Source organism: Clostridium sp. ZBS15 (assembly GCF_023845705.1).
Classification (GTDB): Bacteria; Bacillota; Clostridia; order Clostridiales; family Clostridiaceae; genus Clostridium; species Clostridium aquiflavi.
Genome location: NZ_JAMQHY010000011.1, coordinates 1 through 18,379 on the forward strand (window position 1 = coordinate 1; position 18,379 = coordinate 18,379).

At 27.0% G+C, this 18,379-nt stretch carries 14 protein-coding genes, 3 pseudogenes and 1 riboswitch; of the genes and pseudogenes, 15 read left to right on the forward strand and 2 right to left on the reverse strand.

Annotated features, from left to right (window positions below):
• The 5 genes from NG904_RS05805 to gshAB all read left to right on the forward strand — a co-directional run.
• Nucleotides 1-847, forward strand: an 847-nt coding sequence (locus NG904_RS05805) for a SulP family inorganic anion transporter (protein ID WP_252230431.1), incomplete at its 5' end; no start/stop codon positions are given.
• A gap of 357 nt (nt 848-1,204) precedes the next feature.
• Nucleotides 1,205-1,489 (forward strand): ArsR/SmtB family transcription factor, encoded by a 285-nt coding sequence (locus NG904_RS05810; protein ID WP_252213927.1) that lies wholly within the window; start codon nt 1,205-1,207, stop codon nt 1,487-1,489.
• 201 nt (nt 1,490-1,690) lie between these two features.
• Nucleotides 1,691-2,404, forward strand: coding sequence for a gamma-glutamyl-gamma-aminobutyrate hydrolase family protein (locus tag NG904_RS05815; protein ID WP_252230433.1), 714 nt, complete (start codon nt 1,691-1,693; stop codon nt 2,402-2,404).
• 19 nt (nt 2,405-2,423) lie between these two features.
• Nucleotides 2,424-3,752, forward strand: a complete 1,329-nt coding sequence (locus NG904_RS05820; protein WP_252230435.1) for an MATE family efflux transporter — start codon at nt 2,424-2,426, stop codon at nt 3,750-3,752.
• Nucleotides 3,736-6,039, forward strand: coding sequence for a bifunctional glutamate--cysteine ligase GshA/glutathione synthetase GshB (gene gshAB / locus NG904_RS05825; RefSeq protein ID WP_252230498.1), 2,304 nt, complete (start codon nt 3,736-3,738; stop codon nt 6,037-6,039). The genes NG904_RS05820 and gshAB overlap by 17 nt, the downstream gene beginning before the upstream one ends.
• 241 nt (nt 6,040-6,280) lie before the next feature.
• Here the strand turns inward: gshAB and NG904_RS05830 are convergent, their stop codons facing one another.
• Nucleotides 6,281-7,624, reverse strand: coding sequence for a voltage-gated chloride channel family protein (locus NG904_RS05830; protein ID WP_252230437.1), 1,344 nt, complete (start codon nt 7,622-7,624; stop codon nt 6,281-6,283).
• A 146-nt stretch (nt 7,625-7,770) separates the two neighbouring features.
• A riboswitch (Fluoride riboswitch) is annotated at nt 7,771-7,830 on the reverse strand.
• A gap of 1,061 nt (nt 7,831-8,891) precedes the next feature.
• Between NG904_RS05830 and NG904_RS17255 the strand changes: the two are divergent.
• The 6 genes and pseudogenes from NG904_RS17255 to NG904_RS05865 form a co-directional block, all read left to right on the forward strand.
• A pseudogene (locus NG904_RS17255) lies at nt 8,892-9,081 on the forward strand (phage replisome organizer N-terminal domain-containing protein); the annotation flags it as partial.
• A gap of 43 nt (nt 9,082-9,124) precedes the next feature.
• A pseudogene (locus tag NG904_RS05845) lies at nt 9,125-9,534 on the forward strand (DnaA ATPase domain-containing protein).
• A 336-nt stretch (nt 9,535-9,870) separates the two neighbouring features.
• Nucleotides 9,871-10,170: a DUF6881 domain-containing protein gene (locus NG904_RS05850; protein WP_165415161.1), complete on the forward strand. Its 300-nt coding sequence runs from the start codon at nt 9,871-9,873 to the stop codon at nt 10,168-10,170.
• Between the two features lie 56 nt (nt 10,171-10,226).
• A complete protein-coding gene (locus NG904_RS05855; RefSeq protein WP_252230439.1) occupies nt 10,227-10,451 on the forward strand; it encodes a hypothetical protein in 225 nt (74 codons plus the stop codon).
• Between the two features lie 307 nt (nt 10,452-10,758).
• Entirely contained in the window at nt 10,759-10,944 is a 186-nt protein-coding gene (locus NG904_RS05860) for a hypothetical protein (protein ID WP_252230441.1), read from the forward strand.
• A gap of 18 nt (nt 10,945-10,962) precedes the next feature.
• Nucleotides 10,963-11,274 (forward strand): hypothetical protein, encoded by a 312-nt coding sequence (locus tag NG904_RS05865; protein ID WP_017825895.1) that lies wholly within the window; start codon nt 10,963-10,965, stop codon nt 11,272-11,274.
• 80 nt (nt 11,275-11,354) lie between these two features.
• Here NG904_RS05865 and NG904_RS05870 read toward each other — a convergent pair.
• Nucleotides 11,355-12,289 (reverse strand): annotated as a pseudogene (locus NG904_RS05870) (tyrosine recombinase XerC).
• A 224-nt stretch (nt 12,290-12,513) separates the two neighbouring features.
• On the opposite strand from NG904_RS05870, the gene NG904_RS05875 reads away from it, so the two are divergent.
• From NG904_RS05875 to NG904_RS05890, 4 genes are all read left to right on the forward strand, one after another.
• On the forward strand, nt 12,514-14,028 hold the full coding sequence (locus tag NG904_RS05875) for an RNA-directed DNA polymerase (RefSeq protein WP_252230443.1): 1,515 nt from the start codon (nt 12,514-12,516) through the stop codon (nt 14,026-14,028).
• Between the two features lie 290 nt (nt 14,029-14,318).
• Nucleotides 14,319-15,485 (forward strand): protein kinase domain-containing protein, encoded by a 1,167-nt coding sequence (locus NG904_RS05880; RefSeq protein WP_252230445.1) that lies wholly within the window; start codon nt 14,319-14,321, stop codon nt 15,483-15,485.
• A 510-nt stretch (nt 15,486-15,995) separates the two neighbouring features.
• The gene (locus NG904_RS05885; protein ID WP_252230447.1) at nt 15,996-17,000 is read left to right on the forward strand and encodes a hypothetical protein; all 1,005 of its coding nucleotides are present in this window, start codon (nt 15,996-15,998) and stop codon (nt 16,998-17,000) included.
• A 169-nt stretch (nt 17,001-17,169) separates the two neighbouring features.
• Nucleotides 17,170-18,066: a hypothetical protein gene (locus tag NG904_RS05890; protein ID WP_252230449.1), complete on the forward strand. Its 897-nt coding sequence runs from the start codon at nt 17,170-17,172 to the stop codon at nt 18,064-18,066.
• Nucleotides 18,067-18,379: the final 313 nt, after the last annotated feature.

Genomic DNA, 18,379 nt, shown 5'->3' on the forward strand with positions numbered 1-18,379 from the left:
TATACCTATAAATATGGAAACTATAAAAATAATATTACCATATTCAATCTCTCTTTCATTGGTAGGAATTGTAGAATCATTATTAACAGCTCAATTAGTAGATGATTTAACAGATACGCCAAGTGATAAGAATAGGGAGTGCATAGGTCAAGGAGTAGCTAATATGGTATCGGGATTTTTTGGTGGAATAGCTGGGTGTGGAATGATTGGCCAAACTATAATAAATCAAACTTATGGTGGAAGAGGTAGATTATCAACGCTTACATCAGGAACAGCGATGTTAATTTCTGTAATAGTATTAAATAAATTTGTAACTCAAATACCAGTAGTGGCATTAGGAGCAGTTATGGTTGTTGTATCAATAAGCACTTTTAACTGGGAGTCAATAAAGCGAATAAGGAAAGTACCTAAATCAGATACATTTGTAATGATATCAACAATTATAACAGTATTATTAACACATAATTTAGCTTATGGAGTTATTATAGGAATAATTTTAAGTTCTATATTCTTTGCAGATAAGATATCTGAAATTAGTATTAAAAAAATAAATGAAGATAAAAAAACAGTATATTTAGTGCAAGGACAGCTATTTTTTGCATCTACCTTAAAATTTATTAATAGTTTTGATTTTATAGATGATGTAGAAACTGTGGATATAGATCTTTCAAAAGTTAGAATTTGGGATGAATCAGCAGTTGATAGTATAGATAAAGTAGTGATTAAATTCCATAAGAATGGAATTAAGACTAATTTAATGGGAATGAGTACTCAATGTTTAGAATTAATAGATAGAATGTCTGTTCATAATAAAGCAGGAAAATTTGATATGGTTAGTGATCATTAAATTTTATAGATTAAGGATACAAGTGACTTTTCATAATGCATAAAAATTCAATATGAAAAGTCACTTGTATGTTTTATAGTAAAATTTTATTTAAAAACTTAATAATTTATAATATATTGGGAGTTATTAAATAAATATTTTTATATAATAATTTATTTTGATAACTCCCTTTTTTATTTTTTAAGAGTTTGTATTTATAAATAATATGAGGATAACTTAAGTTATATTTTTGTTTGAAGATTAAGAAATAAAACCTAAAGAATAAAAAAGTATATTTACATTTTAGAGTGTTAACATTAAAATAGAAATTAAATTATTAAATTATTAAATTATTAAATTATGTGAGGCGAGTTATTAATGAAGATAGATATGAATAAGTATGAAAGTGTATTTAAATCTTTATCTGATATCACAAGATTAAATATAATTAAAAAATTAAGTGAAAAAGATAGCATGTGCGTATGTTCTTTGGTTGAACATTTTGACATACCTCAATCAAAATTGTCATATCATTTAAAAATGTTACTAGATTCTAATCTTATAACTATGGAGAGATGTGGTAAGTGGAATCACTATAGTATTAATAAAGAGGAATTAGAAAAATATTTATCTAAAGAGGTTATGAATGATATTGTTAAGTAATAAAATTTTGTATAAAATCAAAAAAATATTGGGGGCGTGAAAACACATATCAAAAAAACTTGATATGTTCTAGGCGTTAATGTATAATAATGTTATAGAGCTAGCTAGTAATAAAAAATTTTAGTCAACAAATCAAAAAAAATTGATATATTATAAAGTAGTAGCTATGTTGAAAGGGAGAATTAAAATCAGGTGGTTAAGATGGATAAGCTTATAGGAATATCAGGGAATTTAGTAGAATTAGAATATCCAAAAGGAAAGATACAAAAGAGAGTTATAGTTGGAGATGTATATGTAAAAGCTATATCAGATGCTGGAGGTATTCCAATTATAATACCAATTACAGAAACAAAATATATTTCAGATTTAGCAAGAAAATTAGATGGTCTAGTTTTAACTGGAGGAAGCGATATATCACCTTTTTTATATGGTGAGGAACCTTGTGGTGAAATTGATGAATTATCTCCAGAGCGAGATCAGTTTGAAATAGATTTATTAAAGGAATTTATATCATTAGAAAAACCAGTTTTAGGTATATGCAGAGGTATGCAATTAATTAATATAGCTTTTGGGGGAACTTTATATCAAGATGTGAAATATGCGCCTAATATAAATAATGAGCATTGGCAAAATACAGATCCAATACATCCAATACATTCAATAAATATTAATAATAAATCTTCTTTAAATAAAATATTTGGGGATAATATATATGTAAATTCTTTTCATCATCAGATGATAAGAGAAGTTGCAAGTGGATTTAGATCTATTGCATGGGCATCTGATGGAGTAGTAGAAGCAATTGAAAAAGAGGAAGGCTCATATGTTTTAGGAGTTCAATGGCATCCAGAAGAAATGAGAGGGGATCAATTTAATATGATTGAATTATTTAAAGATTTTATAAAAAATGCTTAGAAAAGAAGAGCGAGGTAAAATGAAAAAAATTGATTTAACTGAAGGAAAAGTAGCAAAAGTAATATTAACATTAGCAATCCCTATAATGGGAAGTTCATTGTTGCAGTTTGCATATAACTTAATAGATATGATATGGGTTGGTGGACTTGGGAGTAATGCAGTAGCAAGTATAGGATCTTCAAGTTTTTTTATAGGTTTAGGATATTCTATAAATGCATTGGTGGTAATTGGTACAGGAATAAAGGTATCTCATGCAATTGGAGAGAAAAATGATAAGGACGTAAAAAGTTATATAAATGCTAGCATTTTAATAAATTTAGCATTAGGGATAATTTATGCTTTGTCTTTAATATTTTTAGGCAGACAATTTATTGGGTTTTTACAGCTAAATAATACAGATGTAGAAGTTAATGCATATATGTATTTAGCAATAAGTGCCCCTATGATGTTTTTTACTTTTTTTAATATTTTATATACTAGAATACTAAATAGTTTTGGCAATAATAAAAGTGCATTAAAAATAAGTGCTTTAGGTGTTCTTATAAATATAATACTAGATCCTATTTTTATATATATCTTAGATACAGGAGTCATAGGTGCAGCAATAGCAACACTAATTTCTAATTTTGTTATGTTTGTAATATTTAAGGTTAAGGGTAAAGGCATATTTGAGTTTGATTTTAAAATTGGTATAGAAAAAGATAAAGTAATAGAAATAATAAAGTTAGGATTTCCAATGTCCTTTCAAAGAATATTATTTACTTTAGTAAATATAATTCTTGCAAGAATTATAGCAATATTTGGTTCTGATGCTATTGCAGCTCAGAAAATCGGTCTTCAAATAGAATCTATAACATTTATGGTTATAGGGGGATTGAATGGAGCAATAGCAAGTTTTGCAGGTCAAAATTATGGGGCTAAGAAGTTCTATAGAATTATTAAGGGATATAGGAGTTCATTAAAAATAGGCATTATATATTCTACAGTAACAGCTTTAGCATTCACATTTATACCAGGTATATTAGTAAAGATATTTATTAGAGATGAAGTTACTATTCTAATAGCTAGTTTATATTTACAAATAGTGGCGGTTTCACAGATATTTAGTACAGTCGAAATGGTATCAAATGGCTTATTTACAGGGATAGGAAAGCCTAAAATATCTGCATACATTAGTATAGTTTTTACGGTATTAAGAATTCCTATGGCATTAATTTTGATTAAATTTATTGGAGTAAATGGAATTTGGTGGAGTATAGCATTATCAAGTATTTTCAAGGGAATAGTTTCTTATATTTTATATATAATACAAGTACGAAAGGGGTATAAATATATTGGAAATTTTTAAAAAGTTATTTAAAGGTAGTAAATTGTTAAAAGGAAATGTAGGAATAGAAAGGGAAGGATTAAGAGTAGATAGATATGGAAATTTATCATTAAAAAAGCATCCAGAAATATTTGGAGATAAGATGCTTAATCCATATATAACAACTGATTTTTCAGAAAGTCAAATTGAATTAATTACACCAGTGTTTGGTACTTGTGAAGAAACATACAATTTTCTGAATAATCTTTATGATATTGTTGCACTTGAAATTAAGGATGAATACATTTGGCCACAATCTATGCCTTGCATAATACCAGATGATAAATTAATACCAATTGCAAGTTTTAATAAATCTCCTAAGGGTGAAGAAGCAAGGAAATATAGAGAGAATTTAATTAAAAAGTATGGTGGAAAAAAGCAATTAATATCTGGAGTGCATTACAATTTTTCATTTAATGAAGATATGATAAAGAAACTATATGATAGTACTAGTAAAGAAAGAAATTATAGAAGTTTTAAAGATAATATATATTTAAAGGTAACAAGAAACTATCTTCGTTATAGATGGTTACTATTATATCTTTTGGGAGCAACTGGTATAGTTCATGAGAGTTATACAGGAGAATGTGTGAATACTCTTCAGAAGATTTCACAAGGAGCTTTTTCTAATGATGGAGCAATGTCATATAGAAATAGTGAATGTGGATATAAAAATAATATAGAGTTATTTCCTAACTATTCTTCAGTTAATAGCTATGTTGAAAGCATTAATGGATTTATAAAAGATGGTTTAATTGAAAGTCATAAGGAACTATATAGTTCTATAAGGTTAAAGGCAAAAGATAATTATAATTTGTTTAATTCATTATTAGATGAAGGAATTAACTATTTAGAATATAGAAGTATTGATATTAATCCATTTGATAAATGCGGTATTAGTCTTGAAGACTTACATTTTCTTCAAATGTTTAATTTATTTTTACTGATAAGTGAAGAAGAATCATATGATAATTGGCAAGAAGAAGCATACGATAATCAGAAGGTAATAGCAAGATATGGTCAAAATAATGTTGAGCTAAAGAAAAATGGTGAGGTAATTTCTAAAGAAAAATGGGCATTGAATATTTTGAATCAAATTAAAGAAATAAATAAAGAATTATCTTTAGGAAAAGATAGTTTAATAGATTCAATGATTGATAAGGTTAAAGATTATAAATTAACATATACTTATAAAATTATTAATAAGGTTAAAGAAGAAGGCTATGTTAATGCACATATTAATTTAGCTAAAGAATATAAAAATAATGCTTATTCAAATAGATTTAAATTAGTTGGATATGAAGATTTAGAATTATCTACACAAATATTAATGAAGGAATCAATAAAGAGGGGAATAAAGACAAACATTATTGATAGAAGTGAAAATTTTATAGTGCTAAAAAAGGGTGATAAAGTTGAGTATGTAAAACAAGCAACTAAAACATCTAAAGATAATTACATATCTGTTTTAATGATGGAAAACAAGGTAGTTACTAAAAAAGTTCTAAGAAAAGCAGGGATTAGAGTACCAATGGGAATGGAGTTTAATTCAATTAAAGATGCTATAAGTGAATTAGAAAAATTTATTAATATTCCTGCAGTAATAAAACCTAAATCTACAAATTTTGGTATTGGTATAAGTATTTTCCCTAGTGGTGGTAAAAAAGAAGATATAATCAAAGCATTAGAAATAGCATTTAAATATGATAATACAGTTCTAATTGAAGAGTTTATACAAGGAAAAGAGTATAGATTTTTAGTAATAGGAGATAAAGTCGCAGGTATACTTCACAGGGTACCAGCTAATGTTGTTGGTGATGGAGTTAAAAATATATCTGAATTGATTAAAGATAAAAATTTAAGTCCACTTAGAGGAAAAGGTTACATAACTCCATTAGAAAAAATACAAATAGATGAAAATGTAGAGTTATTTTTAAAGCAAAGCAATATAGATATAAATTATATACCTAATAAAGATGAAGTGATTTATTTAAGAGAAAATTCTAACATAAGTACAGGTGGGGACAGTATAGATTATACTGATGATATTCCAGAAAGATTCAAAAAGATAGCAGTAAATTCTTCAAAGGCAATTGGTGCTAATATATGTGGAGTTGATATGATTATTAAAGATTATAAGGATGAAACATCTGACTATGGAATAATAGAACTAAACTTTAATCCTGCAATTCATATACATTCATATCCTTATATTGGTAAAGAAAGAAAAATAGCTAATGAAATATTAAAATTATTAGAATTAATATAAAAATATGGCTCTGTTTTTAATGTGTGTTGATACATACAGTAGGTAAAGTGGCATTATTTGCTGCTTATCATATTTTTATATTGGGAATAAGCTAAAATGAGACTATAAGTTTTAACTGAAGTAATTGTTATAAATAAATTACTTCAGTTTTAATTTATTATTTATTAATTACACAATTATTTTTTTCTTGCACATTAGACTTACACACCATGTTACATTCTCTGATTATAGGAATGGTGAACTAGTCTAATACCTTAGTTGGAGTTTCTTCATTTTTAGTTTTTCTATAATAGGCTAATGTGGATTCTTTAGGAACCGTAATTAACGTGCTTTTACTTGTACCAATTTTTTGAGAAATATATATACCTGAATGACCAGAAAATAAATAACTTATAGCACATGTCATAAACATAAATTCAATTCCTTGAGCACCAAATAGCTCTAACCCTAAAATAAATGATGTTATAGGTGCGTTGGTAGCACCAGAAAATACTCCAATAAGACCTAATGCTGCTAAAAAGGATGGAGAAATATGAAGTATATTTGATAAAGCATTACCAAATGTTGAACCTATTACAAATAAAGGTGTGACTTCTCCACCTTGAAACCCAGTACCTAGGGTAAATGAAGTAAATATAAGTTTGTTAAAAAATGCAAAAGGACTAACTTGTTCAGTAAATGAATTATTTATTAAAGGTAGACTAAGTCCAAGATAATCTCTTGTTCCTATTAAATATGTTAATACAATTATTATAAATCCACCAATCATGCTTTTAATTGCAGCATTTTCAAATCTAGAAGAAAATATGTCTTTTAATTTATGTGTTAATTCGCTAAATAATTTACTAACTAATCCAAATAAAATTGCAGCAATTATAATTTTTAATACTACAACATATGTAATAGTAGGAACTTCTAATATATTATAATGTGAATGATGAACACCAAATGCTGTAGTTACAATATTTCCTATAAAAGCTGATGTAAAGCATGGGATTAACGCTTGATAGCTCATTGTTCCAAGTGCAGCTACTTCTAAGCCAAATATAGTACCAGCAAGTGGAGTACCAAAAACAGAACTAAATCCACTACTAATTCCACACATTAAAATAATTTTAGTATCTACTTTGTCTAATTTAAATAAACGTCCAACGCCTTCAGATATACTAGAACCAATTTGCACACCAGTACCTTCTCTACCAGCAGAACCACCAAAAAGATGAGTTACAAAAGTACCTAGAAAAACTAAAGATGCCATACGCATAGGAATATCTCCATTACTAGTATTAATTTTATCTATAATTAAATTATTACCTTTTGAAGAGGATTTACCATATTTAGAATATAGAAAACTGACAAAAGCACCTCCAAAGGGTAGAAGAAATAATAACCAAGAATTATTGTTTCTTAAAGTTGTAGCAAGTTCTAAGCTGTTTAAAAATAAAGCACCAGCTACTCCAGTTAAACAGCCAATGATTGTACCTATAAAAATCCACTTTAAAAATGACATTCCAAGAAGTGTGCTTAAGTTTGGATTTTTAAGAAATACAATTGTATTCTTTTTTTTAGAATTATCTTTGTTCATACAATCTCTTTCTCCTTTTTTATATTTTTAATAATTAATTATTAAGGGGATTGTGGAGTCGTCGATTTTTACGCAGTTAGCCATAACTTCTTTAATAATATAACTTTTAAAGAATAAAAAGACTCCTACAAAAGACAGTATACCCGTTTTTTGTAGGAGTCATTAGCATTACGCAGTTAAAGGCGAACTCCATCACCTAAATATATAAATATAATAATATGATTAGTATGTTTTAACAATAGTTAGTGAATTCTAAGAACTTAAATTAGATATAATATGTTTATAAATTAAACGTTATCACTTAAGGTTACTTTAAAATTATTATTTTTAATTTTTATTTCATATAGGATATATGTATTTGAGAAAGAAATTACAAGGAGTAGAGAAAGTTTTCATATTAGATTTTTACTCCATTATTTTCTTGGTTTAGAACAAAATTTAAACGAAAAATTAAGACCTAAAAGAGTAAGTGAATTTATCTTTTAGGTCCATTTTTATATAATATAATTAGTTGATTTTAGTTCAATATTATTAAAGGATTTATCTTCATTATATTTATAGCACAATAATAATTTTAGAATAAAATTATTAGTTAAAATATTTTAGAAGAATAAGAATGGCAATAAGAACCATGCATTATTAAATCCAGATCTACAACAATTTCTACATCTACAGCAATTGCAACAGCAGTTACAACAATTTCTCATAATCAATTACCCCTTTGTTCATAATTATCATTTGTTATATTAATAATATATGAATTTAATTAAAATATGTTACACAAAACTAATATAATTGATCTAAAATCTTTAAGAAGAAAAGAATATTAGAATTAAAGAATAAATAAATTTTAGAATTTAAGAACTTAAGAATTTGCTTATAAAATGTGCCTTTAGAGATAGTTGAGTATTATGGATAGATGTAAATTATAATTTTTATTAAATATCAAAGATAGTAAACCTAAAGAATAAAAAGGTAATATAATAACTATAAAGTAATGTAGAATATACTACTATATTAATTTTCAAAACTTGTTTATAATATTTAGTATATATAGGAAAAAATAAGTATGAAATATTTTGATAATATGTACTTTGGGCACAGTCAAAAACTATCCATTACAATTTTGGGCATATTATTTATTTTCATGTGCCTTAGTTGAATCTTAATAAAACACAAAATGATTATATGATATTACTAAACTTTTATATCTTTGAAGTGTTGGTTTGCTAATAGATAATTTTTTAGAAACATCATCTAAAGTAAGAAAGAAATATTGTCCACAATATTTTGTAGATCACTTACTTCTATTAGGCTTGCCCTAAAAATATTAAGAGATTTTGGGATGATAGAAGTAAGATGAGGACAATCTTATTAAAATTACAAATTGGGAAAAGCATCAAAATATTGAGGGTATGAAAAAGGTAAGGATCCAAAATAAAACTAGAGCTAAAAAGTTATTTAAAGAATGATTGGAAATTATCTGGTATTAATACAGAAATGAGTACACAAACTTTTTCTAATTTTGAAGTTTGGAATAAAAGCTCAGAGTTTGCTAAAGAAGTAGCAATAGCATTTTATAATGATTTTAAAAATATAAGAAATCATAGACAAAATAGTATTTTATTTTGTGGCCAAGTAGGTAGTGGCAAAACACATCTTTCAGTAGCTCTTGGAATTAATCTTCTTGATAAAAAAAATTAAAGTGGTATATGTGTCATATAGAGATGTTTTAACAAAGATAAAAAAATATGATTGATGATGAATACTATACCAAAATGCTTTCAAAATATCAAACATGTGATATTTTACTTATTGATGAGGGAATAGAATCTAGACTTTATGAAATGTGTAAAGATTATGTTGTGGAAATAGAGAAGAGGCAAGAGAACAATTATAGATTAAGGTAAGGATTAGTTAGTGTTTGGAAGAGAATGTTTAATAGAATAGTGATGTATTTAGGATCTGCTATATATGACTTTTTGAAGTTGTATGTGGTGGGTTTTATTTTTTTTGTAGGAAGTTGATATGATAATTATAGGAAAGTATTTGGAATTTAGTAGTAAAATATTGGATTAATATAGTATAATAAGGAGGAAAATGTAAGATTATATAGAGATAATGTCTATAATGTGCAGTTGAAAAAGTGAATATGAATACTTGGTTTAAGAGCTTCACAAATACCGTAGTTATGCGAAATCTAGTTCACAGTATTATAGGATATTTATCTAGGGAGGCAAAATATTATGGAATACGTAAAATATATATGGATTCACAATTTTGAGGATGAGCCTATACTTATATATTCAGAATTGGATAAGGAACGAAATGAAACTAGAAAAGTTGAATTTTATAAAAATGGGAAGACAGGGTGTGCTACTGATAGAATGAAGCACCATACATTTCTAGGATTAGAACCAATGCCAAGTATAGAACAAATAAATGAATTCGAAGAATTTTTTGCAATTCCAATATCCAATGAAGAATTTGAAATAGTTTGGAAAGAGAATGCTCAAAAGATTATCGAGAAGGTTCACCAAGAATAAGATAATTAAAAAAATGATTAGAGATATTAATATACTTGTATTTTGGAGGGGATGTTTTGGATCAAATAATTAGTCAGTGTCCAATGTGCTACGGAAAATTAAGAATAAATCTCGGCCAAACTATTTATAATGGCAAGGTTAATTACTATGAGGAACATTTTTGCATAGATTGTGGATATGCACTTGAAATAGATGGCTATGAAACTCCATTTAATAGTAGAATGCTCATTTTGGAAAAGCAAGGAACTTGGAAAATTGTTTGTTTAGAAAAAAGTAATTAATTGTTAAAACTTATAAAGAAAATATTTAATTATTCTATAAAACAGTTGGCAGAACTTAAGAATGAAGATACTATTTCGTTTGTTGGAACTCTAGCTGAAATGAACCATCTGAAGAAGATATTTGAGTCACATAATTTTTATATTGAGATGAAACGGATATTATAGAGGATTTCGCATAACAAAACATTCAAGTTTGCTTTGATTTGAAAAGAGTGTCGAAGCACACCCTTTCATCAAGTTAGGTTTGACTAGTTTCAAGGATGTCTTGAATGCGGAAATGTTAGTGAAAAGTAAAGGCGGAATTTTTATGAAAATACATAATCATAATTTGAATATTCATTACTCATTATCACAAGATATATGGGATAAGGTAGATCAACTATATTCCGAGATGCCATTTTGGAGTGGCTTTATTGATGGAAATCCTCAATGGTATTCTTCAATAATCGTAATATACATTAGGCTAATAATGTGTAGGAAAGTGCAACATTAAATAGAAGGAGAATTTTTTATGGAAATACACAATCATAATTTGAATATTCATTACTCATCACCGAAGTGTATATGGGATAAGTTGGTTGAACTATATACTGAGATGCCAGGATGGAATGGATTTATTGATGGAATTCCTCATTGGTATGCACAAGAGAATGACAAAAGAATAATTAATGCTTCAGTTGAACCTAGTGGTTTGCAATTTTATGCTGAGATGCATCAAGAAGAATGGAATATGTGGTTCGAAATGTTTAAGAAGGAAGCTTCAGCATTATTAGGTTTTGAAATAGGAGAACCAGAAGATGGGTTTGAGTTTCAAAATCTATAGATATTAAATTACATTTATCAAATTCCTATTATCCTTGGAATTATCTGCTATCATGATTAGGTAGCAGATAATAATTATGGTTAGTTAAACATCAGAGCTAATGGATTAGAATTTACAGCAGATTGTAATTGATGTTCATCAATATGAGTATAAATTTCTGTTGTAGCAACACTTTCATGTCCAAGAATTTGTTGTAATGAACGGATATCTACTTTGCCATATTTATACATGAGGGTAGCAGCGGTATGACGAAGTTTATGTGTTGATATAGATTTTGGATCAAGTCCAGAAGAAATAACATATTTCTTTACAATATTTTGGATAGCTTTAGTAGTAATGCGGTTATTATTTCTGGAGATGAATAGAGCATTATTGTTAATATTCATAGAATTTCTAATGTGCATCCAATCATTAATAGCTTTTTTAGCCGCAGGGGTAAGAAAAATTTTACGTTCTTTATTGCCTTTGCCAACTATAGATAAAATGTCATTATCTACTTGATCTATATTTAAACTAGCAAGCTCAGATAGCCTTAATGCACAATTTAGAAAAATAGTAATTATGCAATGATCTCTTGTAGACTTTTTGCATTCAAGTAATAAGCGACTGATTCCTCTAAATTAAGATATTTAGGTATTCGCTTTGGTAATTTAGGAGTTTCCAATTCCTCAGCAATATTGTTATCAATAACATGAGCTTTAGTTTTAAGATATTTCCAAAATTGACGTATGGAAACTATTTTTCTTGCACGAGTACCTGCAGAAGCATTTAAAGATTTTTGACAATATGAAATAAAAGAATACATATCTTGTAGAGAAATAGATTTTATAAATTCTAAATTTACTTGTTCAAAGTTTATATCAATGAAATTAATATCACGTAACTTCATTATATAACTAAAGAACATAAGTAAATCTGTACGATATTCTAAAATTGTGTTTTCTGAACGATTTTTTATTATGAGAAGATAATCTAGATATTGCTCAACTAATGGACAAGTTTTGTTTGATTGCATAATTAACACATAGTAGTAAAAAAGACAAGTAATATTGCAGTAGCAGATATATTAAAAAGTGCATTGTAGAAATTTGATATATTAAATTCAAATGATGAATCTATTAATAATTAGTATTATGAGATATTTATAATATTTAAAGATAATTTTATAAAACTATAATAAATAAAGTATCTATAAAAAATGTAATTGAAAGTGATATATGGAGGTTATAAAAGTACATAATGAATAGAAATTATATAAGTATAGAAAAAGAAATGGCTGAAACAGGGTTCTTTTCTGAATATTTACCCCCATGCTTCAAGTTAGATCCAAAAGTGTTCATGAGAGCTCCATCTGAGAATTGTGATTTAATTGAACCATGTTGTTTTACGATGAGTAGGTATAATGGTAATGATGCCCGTCGTAGTATATTTATTCCTGAAATTGGCGCATATGTTGCCACCCGTAATTATATCAGGCGTGAGAATATTGTTAAGGAAATAATTAAATTTACTGAAACTGAAGAAATATCATTTTCTCCTATTTTGGGTAAAAATGGGGGTATTATGAGACATGAACAATCATATAATGGAATTACAAATCAGTTGGAACATATTTCTTCTGATTATATTGAGAATATTGCTAAAAAGATTGTTAAATCAACTGGAGCTAAGAAAATTTTAAAACTTGATATATCAAATTGTTTTTCTAGTTTTTACATGCATATAATTCCGGCAATTATGTTAGGAGTAGAAGGGGCAGATCAGGATTACAATAAATTTTTGAAAAATTCTGATGATGAAACAATTAGCGATACTTATAAAAAATATCGAAAACTGGATGAAGTTTATAGACGGCAGAACTTAAACAGAACCAATGGACTACTTTCCGGTCCATTAACATCTAAAATGATTGCTGAAGGTATTCTTACTCGTATTGACAAGGAACTGAAAAGTGAAAAAATTAAATTTTCTCGTTATGTGGATGATTATGAAGTTTATCTTTTTAATGATAATGAGAAGACGATAATAAGCATTTTTACAAGAGTGCTTAAACGTTATGGATTTTCTCTCAATAATGAAAAGACAGAAGTAATTGATTTCCCGTATTATGTAGCAGAAAATTTAGAAAAAATTTTTAAAAAATACAATAAAGAAAATATGGACAATTCTGATTTAATTGAATTATTTAATGCATATTTTATATTAGAAAAAAACGGCACTAAAGGAGCTATAAGATATTTGCTCAAAACTTTAGAACAGAATCCGATAGAACGAACCGAGTTTCATCTATATAAGGCTTACCTAATAACAATTATTGAAAATAATGAACGTTCCTTATCAAAAGCCTGTTCATTATTTATTGAAAACAAAGAAAACTTTACACTAAATGAAGGTGAAATTTCTATTATTAAGGAAATGTTAGATAAACATATTAGTTTTGAACACGACTTAGAAGTACTATGGTTGTTATATTTGTTGATTGAAACAGACAATATTCAAATTGATGATTCACTCGTGCAAAAAATTGTAGATAGCAAAAATGAACTGGCTCACATTATCCTTTTGAGGAAAGAGTTGTTGGGAGAAGAAAACATAGACCAAGTAAGTAGTAAAGCTTCTTCTTGGATTCTTATTTATGAACTTTATGTTTCAGAGCATATAACTGTGGAGGTGCTTATATCTAAACTGAATCTAAATAAAAATTTACATATGTATGAATATCTTAAGGAACATAATATTCATTTTTGTGAGTAAGTTTAATATAGTAAAAAATTTGTATTATTATAACTCGTATAATAATACGAATTTTTTTGAACTGAATGAATTATCAATATACCCATTAGGCTAACAATGCGAAGCTTAGATTGGGAACGGTAAATAAAACTTGTTCTTTGAGAATTGAGTAGTATGATGTTTTAAAAATATGGTATGAGAATTAATTTAAAAATAAATTGTAATTTTAAGGGACTGATATATACACACTGTTTGGTAAAATATATACGTATAAATAATGATAAGAATTTATAAACATTAAGGAGAGAGCGTTGGATAGTACATATTTTTTAAAAATAAAACTTGAAGAAAATAGATTAGAGGAAGCTATTAAAACGGAAAAATTGTATAACAATATAGGAAATCACTATTTGAAACAGCTTTTTGCCATAATGCATCAGAGATTTAATGTACTCTTTACATTTATGCAGTCAAAGAAACAAAGTAATGGGCACTTTAATGCGTCAGAAAGCAGAGAATTGCTTAAATTGATAAAATTATATGAGGATATGCAGTATGTGCTAAAAACAACACCATTATCGTTTAGTCTTGAAGATTCCTATGATTCAATGCTGAAATCATGTAAAAATTTCCTCCGTGAATCAAACGGTAGTGAAATTCCAGATAATTTACCAGATTTTAATATTGTAGAATATGATCCTATATTTCATATGTACCAGATTATATCAGTTCCAGCTGCAAGCAAGGATTATAATTTTGAATTGAAATTCATTGGGGAAGGATCTTATGCAAAAGTATTCAAATACAAGGATACTTTTTATGATAAGTTTTTCATATTAAAAAGGGCTAAGAATGATTTAAATGAGAAGGAAATATCTAGATTTAGACTTGAATTTGATATAATGAAGAAATTGAAATCTCCATATGTAATGGAAGTTTATAGATATGATGATGCAAAGAATGAATACTATATGGAACACGCTGATGAGACATTGTATGACTTTATAAAAAAGAACAATAGCAAATTAAGTGTAAAGCGACGTAGAGGAATTGCATATCAGATATTTAAAGGGTTTTCATATATACATTCGCAAAAATATCTCCATAGAGATATTAGCTTCACAAATATTCTATTGCAACATTATGATAATGAACTAAGTGTGGTGAAAATATCCGATTTTGGATTGGTTAAGGTCGAACATAGTAATCTCACCAGCTTTGGTAGTGAGGTAAAAGGCTCGTTGAATGACAGTAATCTACAGTTTGTTGGGTTTAGCAATTACAATATGGAATATGAAACTTTTGCACTTACTAGATTGATTTATTACGTAATGACTGGCAAGTATAACCTTGAAAATATAAAAAATGAGGAAATAAAGAATTTTGTACAAAAGGGAATAAATCCTAATATTGATTACCGATACCATAGCGTGATTGAAATGCAAGTAGCTTTTGAAAAAGCTTTTCCAAAGTCTTGATATTAAAGAACAAGATGGCTTGTATAGGCGGTAGGGTAATGAAAGCGAAAAAGAAGATTATAAATTCAATCAAAATTAAATATAGAATTATTATTCTTATAAGTAATGAAAGCGAAAAAGAAGATTATAAATGCAGTACTTAAAATAATAATTGTATAAATGGTGATTGTAGTTATACTTCCATTTATATTTAAATATGCAATCTTTGAGTGTGAAACTTTTTCCAATTTGTCTAATAATGAATGTGTGGTTTTGGGAGGTATTCTTGGAGGTTTGGGAATATTGAAGTATTTATTTGTAACTGTGAACCTCTAATTTAACTACCAATTAGGCTAATAATTGGATGTTTATATAGAAAGAATCTGTCACAAGCTATGCCGTAAAATTTTAGATTTATCAAGTAATTTCAATCTGTATGAAGTTGCCTTGTGATAGTAATATATTCAATAAATTTTACATAAAAGTAAATTTAAGGCATGAGTTATTTTTATATTTATTGTGAGGGATGTCATGAATTTTGAAAAAGATTTAAGAGAACAAATGATTCAATTATTAAGTGAAGGTAAAATAAGATTCAATGAACAAGATTCAACATTTAGATTATTAATAAGTTATTTAAATGTCATAAATAGAACAATTAAACCTATACCAAGAAAGGTTTTTTTATCTGATAATATTGAAAAGAGTATTAAGCAAAATCAACTTGAAAAGAAATATATAGATGCTTTATTAAAATTCAAGTTTAATTTTGAAAAAGGGATAGATATGAATGGTCATTTAAGTGTAAATATATATTACTCTGACATGTCTATAAAAGATAAAAGAAGTCCTATTTATAGAAATTCAAGAGATTATTTATTGGACGATTGGGGAATTTATCATATCCATTTAAATGAAAAAGAGGCTAAGACTGAACAAGAAATGCGTAGTGATAAAACTAACAAAGAAAAAGGAAATAGATCTAAATATTTATTATTTATCAAAATAATAAATAATGAAATATATTTTATAGACATATATCATCATAATACAAAAAATGTATTTTCAAATCAAGAATTATTAGAAACTCTAGATAGAAATTGGCATTTTATATTAGAAAAATATTTAGCTAAAGGAGTAGCTTCAGTAAATAGGTTAACAAATAAGGAAATCCAAGAAGCAAGAAAAAATGGTTCTTTTATGCTATATTCAATCAATAATAAAGTATATTTCCCTATCGGTGGAGGATTAAATAGTGTAGGGACAAGTATTATACATACAAATAATGCAGATAATATTTTAGAAGATATAAGATTAATTGAAGAAGATGTAAGAAGTAACTATACAAGTATAAAAAATCAATTTGAATCTATAAATAAAATAGAAAACTATAACAAAGAGCTAGAATTTAAATTTAGTTTAGAGGAAAGGGGATATGTTGTTATAGAAGTTAATACAAGCTTTGCAATATTATATTCTCCAGAGGGAAATATCTTTAGAAAACAATATGGAAAAATTAATGATAAAAAAGAATAAAGAAGTATTAAAGATAAGATTTAATTAAATATATCTAACTTCTAATTATTCATATACTTAGAACAATTAGGAGAAATTATTTATAATAAGTAATTGAAAATAAATACTTAGTTCATAATTGTTACTTATAAAGTTCTATAAAATAATTTTATAGAAAGGTAGATTAAATATGAAAAAGAATATTATACTTTGTTTTATAATGTTTATTACATTAGGATTGTTAACGAGTTGTAATAAAGCGGAAAGAAGTTCTACAGGCATCCATTATACGGTGGAAGATAATGTACACATATATTCAGAAAACTATATTGAATTGTACCAGAAAGCTCTGGCTGCGATGTTTGGAAGTGATTATGAAGTTGTCGAAGAAACTGAAATATATCACCAAGCCGGTGATATTAATGAAGATATTGATAAGCACGATATCAAATATATTCAGTGGACTATAAAATATACAGATGTTAACGGGGGTGAACAAGAGTTTCTGCTGAACAATAGTTCTACTTTGAAACATCAGATAGAGAGTTACCTGAAAGAATATATTGGTAAATATTATCAAGAACAGTTTATGAACAAGTATTTTATAGATATACCAATAGTAAATGCAAGTAGCTATACTTATTGCAATTTGGCAGACAGTACAGGTTATACAGATAATGATAAATATGAAGCTATGGAAAAACAGGTAAATGCATATAGGGAAAAACTGGAGACACCGGAGGGGTGCATTAATTTCACTAATTTTACTATGGAGAAAGCTTTTGACATATGTCCAGTTTATTTATCTATACATATTTCACTTGATGACCGTTTATATGATGCTGAAAAAAAGGTTGAAGTGGAAAAAGAAGCATTGCAGAAGGTAGAAGAAATGCGTAAAGCGCTTATAAATTTTACAGATGGAACGGTAAATGTTGATATAATAGTAGGTAACCTTAAAGGTAATGATTTATATGATGGTAAAGGTGATTGGCGATGGCATATTCTTAATGGAGAACCGATAACGTGTGAGTCAATTTTATTTGGCGAAAATGTATATGAAAGCTATAAAGGTTTTTTTTGGTAAAGTGCTTTGAGATGGAAGGCAATGTGATGAAGAATTATATTATAGCTAAAAATATAATGTAAAGCTATCCATTATTCATAAAATATGAAGTTTAACTTTAAATGATAGTATAGTAAATATAAGTTTTAGATACTAGGAGTAAACAGAGTTAACTAACAAAACACCCATGTATAAATAATTATGCATGGGTGTTTATCTTATAAAAGAAAGAATTTTTTATTATGAGAGAAAAATTATTTTAAATCAAATTTTGTGATTGCTCTGTGTGTTATTTGAGCAGAATCAATTGCTTTTAATAATCCACCATTAACGA

What these genes read in the sequence shown, in the direction of transcription:
- NG904_RS05885 (WP_252230447.1), top strand. Translation starts at nt 15,996, where the DNA reads ATGAATTTTGAAAAAGATTTAAGAGAACAAATGATTCAATTATTAAGT.
- NG904_RS05820 (WP_252230435.1), top strand. Translation starts at nt 2,424, where the DNA reads ATGAAAAAAATTGATTTAACTGAAGGAAAAGTAGCAAAAGTAATATTA.
- NG904_RS05865 (WP_017825895.1), top strand. Translation starts at nt 10,963, where the DNA reads ATGGAAATACACAATCATAATTTGAATATTCATTACTCATCACCGAAG.
- NG904_RS05890 (WP_252230449.1), top strand. Translation starts at nt 17,170, where the DNA reads ATGAAAAAGAATATTATACTTTGTTTTATAATGTTTATTACATTAGGA.
- NG904_RS05875 (WP_252230443.1), top strand. Translation starts at nt 12,514, where the DNA reads ATGAATAGAAATTATATAAGTATAGAAAAAGAAATGGCTGAAACAGGG.
- NG904_RS05810 (WP_252213927.1), top strand. Translation starts at nt 1,205, where the DNA reads ATGAAGATAGATATGAATAAGTATGAAAGTGTATTTAAATCTTTATCT.
- NG904_RS05815 (WP_252230433.1), top strand. Translation starts at nt 1,691, where the DNA reads ATGGATAAGCTTATAGGAATATCAGGGAATTTAGTAGAATTAGAATAT.
- NG904_RS05830 (WP_252230437.1), bottom strand. Translation starts at nt 7,624, where the DNA reads ATGAACAAAGATAATTCTAAAAAAAAGAATACAATTGTATTTCTTAAA.
- NG904_RS05860 (WP_252230441.1), top strand. Translation starts at nt 10,759, where the DNA reads ATGAAAATACATAATCATAATTTGAATATTCATTACTCATTATCACAA.
- NG904_RS05850 (WP_165415161.1), top strand. Translation starts at nt 9,871, where the DNA reads ATGGAATACGTAAAATATATATGGATTCACAATTTTGAGGATGAGCCT.